Origin of the sequence: Enterococcus sp. S53, from assembly GCF_016516865.1 — a bacterium.
GTDB classification, from domain to species: domain Bacteria; phylum Bacillota; class Bacilli; order Lactobacillales; family Enterococcaceae; genus Enterococcus_D; species Enterococcus_D innesii.
In genome coordinates this window covers 59,809-74,399 of sequence record NZ_JACVUH010000003.1, presented here as the reverse complement: position 1 = coordinate 74,399, position 14,591 = coordinate 59,809, and the positions used below count along the sequence as shown (strand labels likewise).

The 14,591-nt window shown below is 43.6% G+C and carries 18 protein-coding genes; 15 read left to right on the top strand and 3 right to left on the bottom strand.

Translation table 11 applies throughout. From position 1 onward, the window contains the following. The first annotated feature begins 20 nt into the window (after positions 1-20). The 9 genes from IAE45_RS05710 (at position 21) to IAE45_RS05670 (ending at position 7,757) form a co-directional block, all read left to right on the top strand. Positions 21-338, top strand: coding sequence for a DUF1292 domain-containing protein (locus IAE45_RS05710; RefSeq protein ID WP_005228559.1), 318 nt, complete (start codon positions 21-23; stop codon positions 336-338). Positions 339-444: 106 nt separating this feature from the next. Further along, positions 445-867, top strand: a complete 423-nt coding sequence (locus IAE45_RS05705; protein WP_200125574.1) for an NUDIX hydrolase — start codon at positions 445-447, stop codon at positions 865-867. 143 nt (positions 868-1,010) lie between these two features. Then, positions 1,011-2,114 (top strand): alpha-hydroxy-acid oxidizing protein, encoded by a 1,104-nt coding sequence (locus IAE45_RS05700; RefSeq protein WP_010749842.1) that lies wholly within the window; start codon positions 1,011-1,013, stop codon positions 2,112-2,114. Positions 2,115-2,291: 177 nt separating this feature from the next. Beyond that, positions 2,292-2,918, top strand: coding sequence for a glycosyltransferase family 32 protein (locus tag IAE45_RS05695; RefSeq protein WP_200125347.1), 627 nt, complete (start codon positions 2,292-2,294; stop codon positions 2,916-2,918). Positions 2,919-3,029: 111 nt separating this feature from the next. Further along, the gene (locus IAE45_RS05690; protein ID WP_200125345.1) at positions 3,030-3,539 is read left to right on the top strand and encodes a GNAT family N-acetyltransferase; all 510 of its coding nucleotides are present in this window, start codon (positions 3,030-3,032) and stop codon (positions 3,537-3,539) included. Positions 3,540-3,659: 120 nt separating this feature from the next. Beyond that, positions 3,660-4,502: a DUF368 domain-containing protein gene (locus tag IAE45_RS05685; protein ID WP_194195090.1), complete on the top strand. Its 843-nt coding sequence runs from the start codon at positions 3,660-3,662 to the stop codon at positions 4,500-4,502. Between the two features lie 259 nt (positions 4,503-4,761). Next, positions 4,762-6,213 carry an amidase gene (locus tag IAE45_RS05680; protein WP_195266586.1) on the top strand — a complete coding sequence of 484 codons (1,452 nt, stop codon included), beginning with the start codon at positions 4,762-4,764 and terminating at the stop codon, positions 6,211-6,213. Between the two features lie 12 nt (positions 6,214-6,225). Continuing rightward, positions 6,226-7,077 carry a transporter substrate-binding domain-containing protein gene (locus IAE45_RS05675; protein ID WP_015510211.1) on the top strand — a complete coding sequence of 284 codons (852 nt, stop codon included), beginning with the start codon at positions 6,226-6,228 and terminating at the stop codon, positions 7,075-7,077. After that, positions 7,077-7,757 carry an amino acid ABC transporter permease gene (locus tag IAE45_RS05670; RefSeq protein ID WP_081117527.1) on the top strand — a complete coding sequence of 227 codons (681 nt, stop codon included), beginning with the start codon at positions 7,077-7,079 and terminating at the stop codon, positions 7,755-7,757. The genes IAE45_RS05675 and IAE45_RS05670 overlap by 1 nt, the downstream gene beginning before the upstream one ends. A gap of 124 nt (positions 7,758-7,881) precedes the next feature. Here the strand turns inward: IAE45_RS05670 and IAE45_RS05665 are convergent, their stop codons facing one another. Further along, complete coding sequence (locus IAE45_RS05665) at positions 7,882-8,202, bottom strand: helix-turn-helix domain-containing protein (RefSeq protein WP_081117526.1); 321 nt, start codon at positions 8,200-8,202, stop codon at positions 7,882-7,884. 254 nt (positions 8,203-8,456) lie between these two features. Here IAE45_RS05665 and IAE45_RS05660 point away from each other — a divergent pair, with 254 nt between their 5' ends. From IAE45_RS05660 to IAE45_RS05635, 6 genes are all read left to right on the top strand, one after another. Beyond that, on the top strand, positions 8,457-8,792 hold the full coding sequence (locus IAE45_RS05660) for a PTS cellobiose transporter subunit IIB (RefSeq protein ID WP_086291883.1): 336 nt from the start codon (positions 8,457-8,459) through the stop codon (positions 8,790-8,792). Between the two features lie 13 nt (positions 8,793-8,805). Continuing rightward, positions 8,806-9,162 carry a PTS lactose/cellobiose transporter subunit IIA gene (locus IAE45_RS05655; protein WP_140965976.1) on the top strand — a complete coding sequence of 119 codons (357 nt, stop codon included), beginning with the start codon at positions 8,806-8,808 and terminating at the stop codon, positions 9,160-9,162. After that, positions 9,152-9,670: a hypothetical protein gene (locus IAE45_RS05650; RefSeq protein WP_200125343.1), complete on the top strand. Its 519-nt coding sequence runs from the start codon at positions 9,152-9,154 to the stop codon at positions 9,668-9,670. The genes IAE45_RS05655 and IAE45_RS05650 overlap by 11 nt, the downstream gene beginning before the upstream one ends. Further along, entirely contained in the window at positions 9,663-11,015 is a 1,353-nt protein-coding gene (gene celB, locus IAE45_RS05645) for a PTS cellobiose transporter subunit IIC (RefSeq protein WP_086291886.1), read from the top strand. Before IAE45_RS05650 ends, celB begins: the two co-directional genes overlap by 8 nt. Positions 11,016-11,163: 148 nt before the next feature. Continuing rightward, on the top strand, positions 11,164-11,802 hold the full coding sequence (locus IAE45_RS05640; RefSeq protein ID WP_077451838.1) for a GyrI-like domain-containing protein: 639 nt from the start codon (positions 11,164-11,166) through the stop codon (positions 11,800-11,802). After that, on the top strand, positions 11,799-12,743 hold the full coding sequence (locus IAE45_RS05635; protein ID WP_200125340.1) for an ROK family protein: 945 nt from the start codon (positions 11,799-11,801) through the stop codon (positions 12,741-12,743). The genes IAE45_RS05640 and IAE45_RS05635 overlap by 4 nt, the downstream gene beginning before the upstream one ends. A gap of 46 nt (positions 12,744-12,789) precedes the next feature. Here IAE45_RS05635 and IAE45_RS05630 read toward each other — a convergent pair whose 3' ends face one another. Then, complete coding sequence (locus tag IAE45_RS05630; protein ID WP_060792815.1) at positions 12,790-13,989, bottom strand: AI-2E family transporter; 1,200 nt, start codon at positions 13,987-13,989, stop codon at positions 12,790-12,792. A gap of 202 nt (positions 13,990-14,191) precedes the next feature. Next, entirely contained in the window at positions 14,192-14,560 is a 369-nt protein-coding gene (locus tag IAE45_RS05625; RefSeq protein ID WP_016612672.1) for a PaaI family thioesterase, read from the bottom strand. Between the last annotated feature and the right edge of the window lie 31 nt (positions 14,561-14,591).

The window sequence follows — 14,591 nt, the reverse complement described above, 5'->3', positions numbered from 1 at the left end:
TACAGAAAAGAGGAAAATAAATGTCAGAACATACACACGATCATAACCACGATCACGATCATGAAGGACATGAACACATTACTTTAATCGATGATCAAGGAAATGAAACATTATACGAAATTCTATTAACGGTTGACGGTACGGAAGAATTCGGCCGCAACTACGTCTTGCTTTATCCAGCAGGCGTACCAGAAGAAGAAGATGTTGAATTACAAGCGTACGCTTATATTGAAAACGAAGACGGTTCTGAAGGTGAATTAGAACAGATCGAAACAGAAGCAGAATGGGATATGATTGAAGAAGTCTTCAACACATTCATGGCGGAAGAAGAAGAGTAATAAGCTGCAAGTGCTGGCCCTTTTCATAAGGGATCAGCACTTTTTTTGATTTTTAACGACTGTTTATTATAGAAGCAAGCCTGCTTTTTTGAAAGGAATGAGTAAAATGAATCACGTAACGATTTTTGAGCTTGAAAAGATCGCAGAAGAGCAGCTAGATTTTGCGGTGATCATCAGCAAGTATCAAGAAAAGCTCGTCTATGTCAAACACAAAGAACGAGACACATTAGAAATACCCGGAGGTAAGCGAGAACTAGGAGAAAGCATCACAGCGTGTGCTGCCCGTGAATTAAAAGAAGAAACAGGCGCCAAGCACTTTACTCTAGAGCCGTTATTTATCTATGGGGTAGAAAAAGACGGGGAGACCGATTACGGCTTGGTGTTCGAAGCCCAGATCACGGACTTGGAGGATGAGTTGACCTCAGAGATCGAAGCAATCTATGTAATGGCAGAGCCGCCTGCCAGCTGGACATATCCAACGATTCAGCCGTTGTTATTGGCAGAATATGTTAAACGAGCAAAACAATAATTCAGCCAGCTCAATGGAGGGCTGTCTTGAGTGGAAAAGTAAAAGAAGCTTATTTGACAGAGTGAGCGAATGAGTTGCGTGATCCTACAATCAGGCGTAGGATGAGAATGTAAACGTTATCTTATTGGAGAGTAGGGAAAGGCATGGAAAAAATTTATCAAGCAAGTACAGCAGAAGGAGCAATTGATTTTATCAATATGCGCGATTTGGAGATCGCGGCAGAGGAAGTGATTCCTAAAGGTGGGTATGGCTATATCAGCAGTGGTGCGGGGGATATTTTTACCTATCAAGAAAATGAACGCGCCTTCAATCACAAATTGATCATTCCTCATGTCTTAAAGGACATTGAATTACCGGACACAACGTTGTCCTTTGGCGGTGATACGTTGTCAGCGCCAATCATTATGGCGCCTGTGGCTGCCCACGGCTTAGCAAATGTTGCGGCAGAACAAGCGTCAGCCAAAGGTGTGTCACGTTTTGGCACGATCTATACGGCGAGTTCGTATGCTTCTTGTACGTTGGAAGAAATCCGAGCAGCTGGTGGCCAAGAAGCGCCGCAGTGGTTCCAATTCTATATGAGCAAAGACGATGGCATCAATAAAGACATCTTGGCGATGGCAAAACGCAATGGCGCCAAAGCGATCGTTTTGACCGCAGATGCAACTGTTGGGGGCAATCGAGAAACGGATCGCCGCAATGGCTTCACCTTTCCGTTGGCAATGCCGATCGTTCAGGCTTATCAATCAGGGATCGGACAAACGATGGATGCCGTTTACGGCTCATCAAAACAAAAATTAAGTCCCCAGGATGTCGCTTTTATCGCCAAAGAATCTGACTTGCCAGTTTATGTCAAAGGGGTGCAATCAGAAGAAGATGTGGAACGAGCTTTAGGGGCAGGTGCACAAGGGATTTGGGTCTCAAATCACGGGGGACGCCAATTGGATGGTGGTCCAGCTTCCTTTGATTCCTTGCAGATCGTGGCTGAAGCAGTGGCAGGTCGGGCGCCGATCGTCTTTGATAGCGGGGTACGGCGAGGACAGCATGTCTTTAAAGCAATCGCTTGCGGAGCAGATCTAGTGGCGATCGGCCGCCCAGTGATCTATGGGTTGGCTCTAGGTGGTGCCACTGGTGTTCAACAAGTCTTTGATTTCTTCAAAAAAGAATTGGAGATGGTCATGCAGCTTGCGGGAACACAAACAGTGGCAGACATCAAAAAAGCCGTTTTACGGGACAATCGTTATTTATAAGCAATCCCTCAAAAAAGCACTCGAGTCGTTGACTCAGGTGCTTTTTTCAATGATCCTTTCTGATCCTGAAGAGCAGAGACAACAGTTCTTTTCGCCGTAAAAAGTGTATATGATTTTGAAACAATTGCAAAATCAGCTACACTTAAAAGAGACCAATAAACTAAAGGAGAGAGATTGATGATTCCCAAAATTATTCATTATTGCTGGTTTGGCGGCAATCCATTAGGTGAACAAGAAAAGAAATACATGGATACCTGGAAAAAATATTGTCCGGATTATGAGATCAAACGTTGGGATGAATCAACGATCGACCTTTCAAAATTCGGTCCTTATCTAAAAGAGGCCTATGACCAAGAAGAATGGGCATTTGTGTCAGATGTGGTTCGTTTGTATGCGTTAGTGACAGAAGGCGGTATTTATATGGATACCGATATCGAGGTGGTCAAACCTTTAGATGGGCTCTTGACACTGGAGGCATTTATGGGCTTTGAGATCGAAACCAAGATTTCTACTGGGATCATTGGGGCGGTGCCGCATCATCCCTTTATGGAAGAATGGTACCACGATTACGATGACCGAAAATTTGTCCGGGCAGAAAAAACGGAAGATGTCGTCACCAATGTGATCCGAGTGACGGAACTGTTGCAAAACCACGGATTAGAATTGAATAATCAACGACAAACCGTTAAGGGCGTAGAGATCTTCCCGCAAATGACGTTTTCACCAAAAAGCTATATCACGGGTGAGGTCGAGGAAGATCCGAGTACGATGGTGATCCATCAGTTTTCTGGGTCTTGGTTATAAAAAGTAAGTCTATGAAAGGACGGACAGTGGGAAAGCTGTCGGTCCTTTTTGCTTTTGCAAGGGATAATGGAGATGTGATAGAATAGCTTGATAAAAAAAGGAGGCGTTTTGATGGCTATCAAACGATGTACTTTGGCAGATTTAGAAGAATTGGGAGAAATCAGCGTATCCACCTATTACGATACATTTGCTCCTTTCAATACGGAGGAAAATACTCGTATCTATCTAGAAGAAGCCTACAATCTGCCGAAACTGACCCGAGAGTTAGAAAATCCGCAGTCGGCGTTTTATTTTTTACAAGAAAATGATCAAACCGTAGGATATATCAAACTTAACTGGGGTGAGGCACAGACGGAAGCGATCGCCCCAGAGGGGTTGGAAATTGAACGAATCTATATCAAAAAAGAACATAAGCGCAGTGGCTATGGCAAAACACTGCTGCTGTTTGCCCAAGAGACCGCCAAAGAGCTGCAGAAAAAGTCGATCTGGTTAGGCGTTTGGGAATTCAACGACAATGCGTTGGCTTTTTATCAAACGATGGGCTTTGAAAGAGTTGGCAGTCATTCCTTTTTTATGGGGGATGATGAGCAGACGGATTTCTTGATGCTGAAAGAACTTTGAAATCTGCTTTTATGAGGAATTAGAAATTACTTTCCATTTTTTTGGCAATCAAGTATAGTTAAAGGGATTGATGAAAAAAGAACGATTGGTGAAAACCATCGCTAAGGAGAGCAATTGTAAATGGAAAAACAGAGAAACGAAAGTATTTTGTCACGTTTTCTTAAAGGCGTGGTGATTGCCTTGGGCTTTATCTTGCCTGGTGTTTCAGGTGGTGTATTGGCAGCCATCTTAGGCATTTATGAGCGGATGCTGCGCTTTATGGCACATCTGACGAAGAATTTTAAAGAGAATTTCCTCTTTTTCCTACCAGTAGGGATTGGGGGAATCGTAGGGATCGGTCTTTTATCGAAGCCATTAGAGTGGCTGCTGCAAAATTATCAAATCATCGTTTTGTGGGGCTTTGCGGGGGCAATTATTGGGACATTACCGGCACTTGCCAAAGAATCGACTTTAAAAAGCAAACGAACAACCGGTGATTTGATTTGGTTCTTCGGCAGTATGGTCATCGGCTTCTTGTTCCTCTATTTTATGGGCGATATCTTAGGAACGATCCCTGCCAATTTCATAGGTTTTGTGATCGCCGGCGGTCTGATCGCGTTAGGTGTTTTGGTTCCCGGCTTGAGTCCTTCAAACCTTTTGCTCGTTCTGGGCCTTTATGATCCGATGTTGAAAGGCTTTAAGAGCTTTGACATCATGGGTGTCTTTCTACCGATCGCCATTGGCGGCTTGGCAGTGATGCTGTTGTTTTCGAAATTGATGGAGTGGCTATTGACCCATTATCATTCAAAAGTCTATCACTTCATTTTAGGGATCGTTATTGCCTCAACGGGTTTGATCGTGATTCCTCCTGTGGCAAACTATAGCGGCTTTACTTGGATAACGGCCGTCATCGGAATTATCTTGTTTGTCTTGGGGGCTTGGTTAGGTCTTTGGATGAGCAAGCTGGAAGAAAAATACAAGTAAATCAAAACGGCACATCGTTTGGCGATGTGCCGTTTTTGTTAGGTAATGATGAGGGCAGCTAAGAAGAAGCGCTGGTCGACAGCTGGTAGTAAAAAGATGGGAACATTTGAGAACGATATGATACAGGTTTGGAAACTGTTCTATTTTTGTTGAAAGATTTCCTAGTGTTTGGTATATTGTAGTCTATATAAAGAAGAATTTTTCATGTGTTACAGTTTAGATAATTGTTTGAGGTTTTTGAGAAAAAGGAGGGACAATCATGCAAGATGCGACCTATTGGGCGGAACAATTTCGGCAAGGACAAATTAGCTTTGCCGAGCGGGTGGCGATGATCGAAGAAAAAGTCAATCAACAAAATCCGCTTTTGAATGCGCTTGTAACATTTGATCCGCAAGCAGCGATTCAGCATTACGAGCAGCATCTTCAAAAAACGGTTTTTGGTGGACAACCCATGCCATTAAAAATACTCGGCCAAAACAAAGCAGGGTGGCCAGCAACATCAGGAGCCAAACTGTTTGCAAAAGCACGGGCCAGTCGCACGGCTCATTTTGTCTCTCGTTTAGAAGAGAAGGGCTTTGTGCCGTTAGGGCAAACCAATGCACCAGAATTTGGATTCAAAAATATCACTGATCCAACATTGTATGGGCCTACACGTAATCCGTGGAATCCTGCCTATTCAGCTGGTGGTTCCAGTGGTGGTGCGGCAGCGGCAGTGGCTTCGGGGATGTTTCCGATTGCGGGTGCCAGTGATGGCGGCGGATCGATCCGCATTCCAGCATCCTTTAGCGGATTGATTGGTTTGAAGCCAACCCGTGGCACGATGCCAGTGGGTCCTAGTGAGTGGCGCAGCTGGCAAGGCGCTTCCATCAACTTTGCGTTGACGCTTTCTATGCGTGATACGGAACAGTTGTTTTATGCGTTGCGAACGTCACAGCCGACTGCCCCTTATCAGGCACCGCAAGTAGAATGGCATCATCAGCAAGCGAGTCAAAAACCGCGGTTGAAGGTTGCTTTTACTACCGCATCGCCGACCGGTGGCCAAGTGTCTGAAACTGCCATCCAAGCAGTCCGAAGTGCAGCCGCATTTTTAGAAAAGCAGGGGCACGAAGTGGTTGAAGTGGGCTATCCAGTGGATGGTCAGCAAATGATGACCACCTATTACGCCATGAATGGCGGCGAAACAGCTGCGATGTTTGCTGAAATCAATGCTGCTCGTCAAGAACCGGTCAGACGGGAAGAGATGGAATTGATGACCTGGGCACTTTACCAATATGGCAAAAAACTGCCTGCCGCCGATTACGTCCTTGCCTTGCAGTGGTGGGATCAGCTGGCAGAAAAAATGGAAGAAGTCTTTTCGACCTATGATCTCTTTTTAACACCGACGACGGCTTTTCCAGCCCCTTTGATTGAGGAAGACTTACAAAGCGATAGCATTCGCCAAAGACTGCATGAGATCGAGACGCTTGGAAAAAGTGCTGCGGGTGAGTTGATCGAAGAAATGTTTGCCAAGAGCTATGCTCTGACACCGTACACTCAATTAGCCAATTTAACGGGGCAGCCAGCCATCAGCTTGCCAACTGCTCTTAGTGAGGAAGGGTTGCCGCTAGGGATCCAATTTATGGCGTCTAAAGGCAGAGAAGATCTACTTTTCCAAGTCGGCTATTTATTTGAAACACAGCAACGATTTCTGTTGCCAAAACAAGGAAACTAAGAGGAGGATATTATGAAACAAGTTAGAAAAGGGAAAATCGTTGCAATGGTTGGCTTTTTAGGTTTATTTGCGGGAGTCTTGTTAAGTGCCTGCAGCAAGCCAACGGAAGAAGACACCAGTTTAAGCAAGGTGGAAGAAGCCAAAACATTGGTTGTTGCTACTTCGGGAACCTTGTATCCATCGTCTTACTATAACGATGAAAATGAATTAGTGGGCTATGATGTCGATGTGGCAAAAGAAGTCGCCAAACGATTAGGCGTAGAGATCACATTTAAAGAGTACAATGTCGATGGACAAGTTTCTTCTTTAACACGTGGAGAAGCCGATTTTGCTGCCAACGATTTTGGTTTGACGGATGAACGAGCGGAAAAATTCAGTCTCTCAACGCCTATCAAATACTCGTTCGATAGTATGATCGTGCGTAAAAGTGATGACTCTGGGATTGCTTCTTTAGAAGATTTGGATGGCAAAAAAGCTGCTGGTGAACCGAATACCAGCTACATGCGCTTAGCCGAATCTTATGGGGCAGAATTAGTGACTTACGACAACGCAACGAATGATCAGTATTTGACAGATGTTGCGAATGGTCGAACGGATGTGATCTTGAATGATTACTATTTACAAAAAATGGCAGTCGCTGCTTTGCCAGATATCCCTGTGAAAATTTTAGAAGATGTTTACTTTAATCCGAATGAAACGGGCTTCTTATTTGTGAAAGATCATCAAGCATTGCAGGAAAAAGTGGATGCTGTTTTAGCAGAAATGAAAGAAGACGGCCGTTTAAAAGAACTTGCGGAAACGTATTTTCAAACCGATATTTCAGTAAAATCTGATCAAGCGATCCAAACGGTTGAAACAGACTAATGTATATTCCAACCCTTGATTTGCCGTTGATGTGGGACTCATTGCCCTATTTGCTGTCGGGCTTGTCCTATACGGTCGGCATTGCTGTCGTTTCGTTTCTAGGTGGCAACCTCTTAGGGATCATGCTCACCTTCTTAGGGATGTTGGAAAACCCCATCATTAGAGGGTTCGTGCGGGGCTACCTCTCATTTCTAAGAGGCGTCCCAGCGCTGGTCTTGTTGTTCCTACTGTATTTTGGCTTGCCTTATCAATTGTCGGCGCTTAGTGCTGCGATCATCTGTTTTACATTGACCAGCAGCGCATTTATCGGGGAAATCTACCGAGGATCAATTGCTGGTGTGGATCGTGGGCAATTTGATGCTGCCTATGCGTTAGGGTTATCCTTTACGAAAACGATGCGTCTGATTATTTTGCCGCAAGCCTTTCGTATTTCTGTACCGGCATTGAGTAATGTGGCAATGGATTTGTTGAAAGGGACGTCCTTGGCAGCAATGATCACGATTCCTGATATTTTTCAAAAAGCCAAGATCGTTGGTGGACGAACCTTTGATTACATGTCCATGTATGTGCTAGTTGCCATCATCTATTGGCTGTTGTGCATTTTGATTGAAGCCGGGCAAAAGCGGTTAGAACAACATTTTTCAAAACGCTTTGCTGCTAATGAGACCGTAAGACAATAAAAAAAGAGCCGAGGCTCTTCAGCTGCTGTCAATGTTTCCTTGCGAGACATTGACAGCAGTTTTTTCTTTAGGTAACGAAGCAGCACCACAAGTTAGCCAGAGAAAAAAGTCAGAATAGTACCGTTTACTCTGGGCGATTTTTTACAAATTCAATAAAGGTAATGATTTCAGATAGTTGATATTCAGTAAAGTCCTCATTGATTCTTGAAGCCACACGAATCTGTTTCATAGAGAGGGCTTCCAAATCATTCGGACGTCCATGCAAATAATCGAGACTGACATTGAAGTAATCAGCAAGTTCTTTCTGGATCTCAATATCGGGCATCCGATTGCCTTGCTCATACGAAGCATAGGTTGTTTTGGCGATTCCTAAGTATTTTGCCATTTTTGCTTGTGTTAAACCAGATCGCGTTTTCCGCAACTGTCTTAAACGATCTTTAAACATGAAATCCCCTCCACAAAATTATTCTACTATGACACGGTAGAAGCAGAAAGAAATTAATGTTTTATATCACTAATAGAGTTTTATTGCATTTACAAAGTACTCGTTTTGTAATACTATTTATGTGAAGAAGGATTACTACCTGTAAGAATCAGCAGGTAGTGAATCGTTCTCAAGGATTTTTTTAGCACGAAGGAGGGTAGAAGAAAGAAACAGATACACCAAAATGGAAGCGTTTCATAGAAGGAGGAAGTGAAATGAAAAAAGTATTGATAATTTGTGCAGCAGGCATGTCTTCATCGTTGATCGCTAAAAAAGGAACAAGCTTTTTAACAACAGAAGGGTGGTCAGTGAGGATCGATGCCATCTCTGCTTCAGAGGGGATCGCTACGATTGCTAAGGATGAGTATGATTTATATTTAGTTAGCCCGCAAACGAAAATGCATTTTGCCAATTTAAAGAAAAGCGCCGAAAAATACGGCAAACCAATCGTGAATATTCCCCCGCAAGCATATATTCCGATACCGATCGGGATCGAGAAATTAGCACAGCTAGTCAAAGAAAGCATTGCATTAGAAAAAAGTGCGAAATAAATGGAGGTAGGCTATGGATAGTGAAAAAATTCAAGAAATATCCTTTGAACTTATTTTAGCAAGCGGTGATGCCCGCACGATGATTCATCAAGCCTTTGAACAGATGCGAATCAGCAGTTGTCAAGAAGCGCAAGAGTTGTTGGACACAGCCAATGATTCATTAGTCAAAGCCCACCGCATCCAGTCAAAAATGCTGCAAGAATATGCTTCAGGGACTTCATTTACCTGTGATATCTTGTTGATCCATGCACAAGATCATTTGATGACAACCATGACCCTCAGAGAAGTTGCACTAGAAATGCTAGGGATTTATCAAAAGATGAATCGCCTTGAAGAAGCGATCCAATGCTGGAGTGCAGATGGCGAGTAAGCAAGCAAAAGTCGCGCAAAGAGATGCATCGCAAAAACTGACGAAGAAAAATCTCTATTTTCAACGTCTGTTACTTTTGCGGTACTTAGTCGCATTCTTTTTCTTTTTTAACCTATATTGGTTGTTGGCTGCTTCTTTGGCAGGGCAATGGCTGCGTGTGGTTCCACTGAGCCTGTTGCTGTTTTCAATGGGACCGGTCAGTGAATTTATTCGCTTATATGGACACCACGCAACCATCGACCCCAAGCAACTCTTTTTTACAACTTGGTATTTACGCCTTCAAGCGGGGACAATGATCATTCTTTTTTTATTGACATTTTTTGGAGTGACAGAAGTTATTTTCCCCTATTTTACCTCGCAAAGTACGGAGTATGTTCGCATAGTTCTCTGGATAAGTGGCGTCTTTGCTTGGAGTGGTGTCAGAAAATTGAAGAAAATTTTTCGCAATAAAGATAAACATTGGCAATGGATACGCGAATTTGAAGAGATAGAAAGAAAGGGTGATTGAATTGACAGAATCGAACAATAAACTATTTCAACTTTTGGAAAAAGCAGTAATGGGTCCGATGGGAAAGATTTCTCAATATAAAATCGTTCGTAGCATCATGGCGGCAGGGATGGCATCGATTCCTTTTACGATCGTAGGCTCAATGTTTTTAGTATTCAACATTTTACCAATCACGTTTCCGTTTTTAGCTGACTTTTTTGAAGCGACTTTTTTGAATTTCAGTGATTTGTATATGTTAGCAAATAGTACAACCATGGGGTTATTGGCATTATATTTTTGTATCGTTCTGGGCTATGAGTATTCCAAGATCATTCAAGTCGAGGAGAATCTCGACCTGACGCCGATCAATGGGGCATTGTTAGGTGTTTTTGCTACATTAATGTCGATTCCTCAGCTTGTTTTTGACGGCGGAAAAATGACAAGGATTAATGATGTGGAAGAAGGGCTGATCAATGGCTGGTTGATTGGTGCCGATGGAGTCGCACGTTTAGGAACTGTTGGTATTTTCACCGGTATCGTGATGGCAGTCGTTGCTGTTCAGTTGTATCGTCTCTGTGTAAAAAACAACTGGGTCATCAAAATGCCCGAAGAAGTGCCTGAAGGTGTGGCTCGTAGTTTTACGGCACTGATACCAGCCTTTGTAGTGGCAGTCGTGGTTCTGACCATCAATGGGATTTTAGTTGTTTTGGGGACGGATATTTTTCAACTAGTGGCAATTCCGTTTGGGTTTGTTACCCACCTTACGGATAGTTGGTTGGGAATCATGGTGATTTACTTCCTCGCGCATGCCTTGTGGTTGGTAGGGATTCATGGATTCAATATCATTAGTCCACTGATCACCCCGATCATGTTAGCTAATTTAGCTGCCAATGTTGAAGGAGCGAGTTTCCCGTTAGCAGGCCAATTTACCAACGGGTACGTGACGTTAGGTGGTTCGGGAGCAACCCTTGGTTTTACCTTATTTATGATCTACATTGCTAAATCGAAACAGATGAAAGTATTAGGAAGAGCTGCCATCGTCCCGTCGATTTTCAATATCAATGAACCGATTATTTTCGGGGTGCCAATCATCTATAATCCTTATTTAGCAATTCCTTTCTTGCTAGCACCGATGGCATCCGCCACGATCGCGTATTTTGCCACAAGGATGGAATTGATTCGTCCCATGATCGCCAATATTCCTTTCCCAACACCCGTTGGACTTGGTGGCTTTATTGGCACCGGTGGAGACTGGCGTGCAGGTGTCGTTGCCATTGTCTGTGCAGTTGTTTCTTTCTTGATCTATTTTCCATTTGCGAAGTTTTATGACACAAAATTGCTGAAAGAAGAACAAGAAGCTGCATAAGACGAGCAGCTGGGAAAAAATCAAGTAGCTACATTATCCCTATAAGAAAAAAACAGTTGTCCCTTTGCAGTTGAGGGGATAACTGTTTTTGCGATGTCCCTTCTTTTTCATGGTAAAATAAAGAAAAGCAAATCGAGGAGGGTCTTTTATGAAGTATGAATGGCGCAAACTAGAAAAAGAGCTTTATCTTCCCAAAAAACCAACAGTGATCGAGGTTCCAACGTATCAATTTATTAGTTTGAGCGGCAGCGGCAATCCGAATCGTCCTGAATTTAGCGAAGAGATCGCCGCTTTATATACGATTTCTTATTCACTCAGGATGGGATTGAAAAAAGGGGCTTTTGGCAATGAACCCTTTGAATACACGGTCTTTCCTTTGGAAGGCGTATGGACCTCGCTGACAAAGCCAGACGGTGCCGTCAACAAAGAAGAATTGATCTACAAAATCATGATTCGCCAACCAGAGCCCGTTACGGAAACACTGTTTCAAGAACAGCTCTTGGCAGTCAAAGAGAAGAAAGACAATCCAAATCTAGAAAAGCTCATCTTTGAGCGCTATGAAGAAGGATTGTGTCTGCAAGCGATGCATACAGGATCTTTTGACAATGAAGCGGAAACCTTTGCGCAAATGAAGGAGCTGTTAAAACAAGAACAGTTAGTGATCCGTCCAACGATGGACACGTTCCAGCATCGAGAAATCTATTTGTCTGATCCGCGAAAAGTTTCACCAGATAAAGCCAAAACCGTCCTGCGATGGGCAGTAGAAGCAGAGGGTGGGATTCAGTGAATAAAAACTATTTAAGCATCGACATCGGCGGCACGAAAATCAAATCGGCTGTCATTGATCGCTCGGGGAATATTCTGACACGAGGACGGATGGATACGCCGAAAAATCTTACGGAATTTCTGACAGGGATTGAAACGATCGTTGAGGATGTTCATGGAAGCATTCGGGGCATTGCGGTCAGTACTCCAGGAAAAGTCAACCCAGAGACAGGGACGATCTCGTTTGGCGGGGCATTGCCTTTTTTAGATGGAGTCTCCTTAAAACAGCTGCTGGCAAAGTACCAAGTGCCGCTGGCTGTGACCAACGATGGCAAGGCAGCCGCATTAGCTGAATGGTGGCTAGGAAACCTTAAAGGGATTCAAAATGGGGCTGCCATAACCTTAGGTACTGGTTTGGGTGGTGGTGTAATCGTTGAAGGAAAACTGATCCAAGGTGCACATTTTCAAGCAGGGGAATTAAGTTTTCTACTAAATGCCACTAAGAGAAGCGATGCTCCAGAAAACGCTGAGCAACCAGCTAATCAGGGATTGACCCTGCAGCAATTGGCAGGTTTTAGCGGTTCAGCGGTCGCCATGATTCACCGCAGCGCCCAACTGCTAGGCTTAGCTGATCTTGCGGATGGTGAAGCAGTTTTTGACGCGATCAATCAAAAAGAGCCACAGGTCTGGGCGCTGTTTACAGCGTATTGCCGAGAAATCGCGTGTGTCATACTCAATGTTCAAGCCGTGATCGACTTAGAGCGCTTCGTGATTGGTGGTGGCATCAGTGCCCAAGCGATCGTGGTGGAAGAAATCGACCGTCAGTATCAGCAACTGCTGGCTAGTTTACCGATTTTGCAGCAGACCTTGACGAAGCCGGAAATCCAAGTCTGCAAATTTCAAAATGACGCCAATTTATTAGGGGCGCTCTATCATTTCTTTTTGGAACATGAGCTGAAATAAAATAGACCAAAAAACTGCCGCGAACCAACGATTCGCGACAGTTTTTTTAGGCTTTTTTCTTGGTGTCTTTGTCTTCGTCACCTAGGTAATCTTTGCTAGTGAAGGCACTGTGGAAGTATTTGCCCTCTTGACCGTAATAGCGGTTATAGCGCTGCTTGAATTTGCGGAACACGTAAACGACAAGAACTTTTAGCAGACAATAAATTGGGATCCCGAAAATCACCCCAACGATCCCCATCAAATCACCCATCACTAATAAAACAACCAGAATCGTAATAGGATGAATTTTCAATCGGTCACCCATCACACGGGGCACGACTAAATCCCCATGAAGCAACTGTACAGCAAACCAAGCAATCAAAAATTTAACCAACATCCCGGTGGAGTCTTGTGCGGCAATGAAAAGTCCCGGGAAAAAGACGATAAAAGGACCAATATAGGGGATGATGCAAAGCAGACCAGCGGCGATCGCCAGAATACTGGCATACTCTAAGCCAATCAATAGGAAAACGACCCAATAGATCGCCCCTAAAATCAATGAAGAAATGATTTGTCCTTTCAAAAAGGCACCGACTTGTATGTCAGAGATCTTGACGATTTCATTAAAGTCTTTGCGAAAACGCGGTGGCACTAATGAGAGGACCGAAAAATAAAACTTGTTGGGGTTGCGCAATAAGAAAAAGGCAATGATCGGTCCAGTAAACAAAGCAATGAACAAGGTCGAAATCGTTGAAAACAAACTGCTGAGCCCAGCAGCACCAGTTTCCCAATAGTCCCCAATAAAACTCATGATGTTGTTGGTGATATTTTGCAATGTGTCTGTAATTTGTGCCATCTCATCTTGAAACGGGGTATTTTCTAAAAAGGCGGTCGCGTTTTTCTCAAAGTCACTGACCAAACTCGGTAAACTGTTGATCAGATCGGTGGTTTGCTGCTCCAAAATCGGGTAAAGCTGGAAACCAGCAAAGACGATCAACAAAAGAATCAAAAGATAGATCCCAGCAATCGAAACACTGCGGGGAATTTTTTTCGATTCCAATTTATCGACCACCGGGTTAAACAGATAGTAAAGGATCAGCCCAAATAAAAAGGGTGGGATAATAGCTGTAAGTATGGCTGAAAAGGGTGTAAATAAAAAAGAAATCTGATTTAGCAAAAAGACAGCAACTGCCGACAAGATAATCAGTCCTAAGACATAATAGCTTGTTTTGCCGCCTAAAAAGTGGATCAATCGGTTATTTTTCATAATAAGCCTCGCTTTCTTAGCTACATTATAACGAAAGACCTCTATTCTGTAAAAAAACAACGTATCTTTCGAAAAAACACTGTCGCGCTTTTAGAATCCTCTTTACTGAAAGAAGCTCTTCCATAAGGAGTTGTCTGGTGAAACTCTTCTTATAAAGCAGGCCAAAAATGCTCCCGTGTTTACAACACAGGAGCGAAAAGAATTATTTGCGCACTGTTGTCAAGGTACAGCGACCAACGGCAGTTTTTAACCCGCTAGCTAACCAAATAGTGGCTTGCCAAGTTTGGATACGGGCGCCGATGCGATCAGGACTAGCTTCTACGATCAGGGTTCCTTCTTGGGCGGCGGCTAGATGGTTGACTTGTAGGTCAATGCCGGCGGCGAAGGCTTCTTCTTGAGCCAAAGCTTGATTGGCACCGATGCTGCAGGCAGTCTCGATCAAAACGCCGTTAATGCCACCGTGAACGAGACCAAAAGGCTGTTTGTGCTGTTCTTTGATGGGCATTCGTAAACGAACAAAATCGGCTGTTGCTGCTTCTACTTCGATTTCTAAAGCTTCTAGTAAGTTCATTTTTTGCTCCTTTTTCTAAGAAAGTTACCAT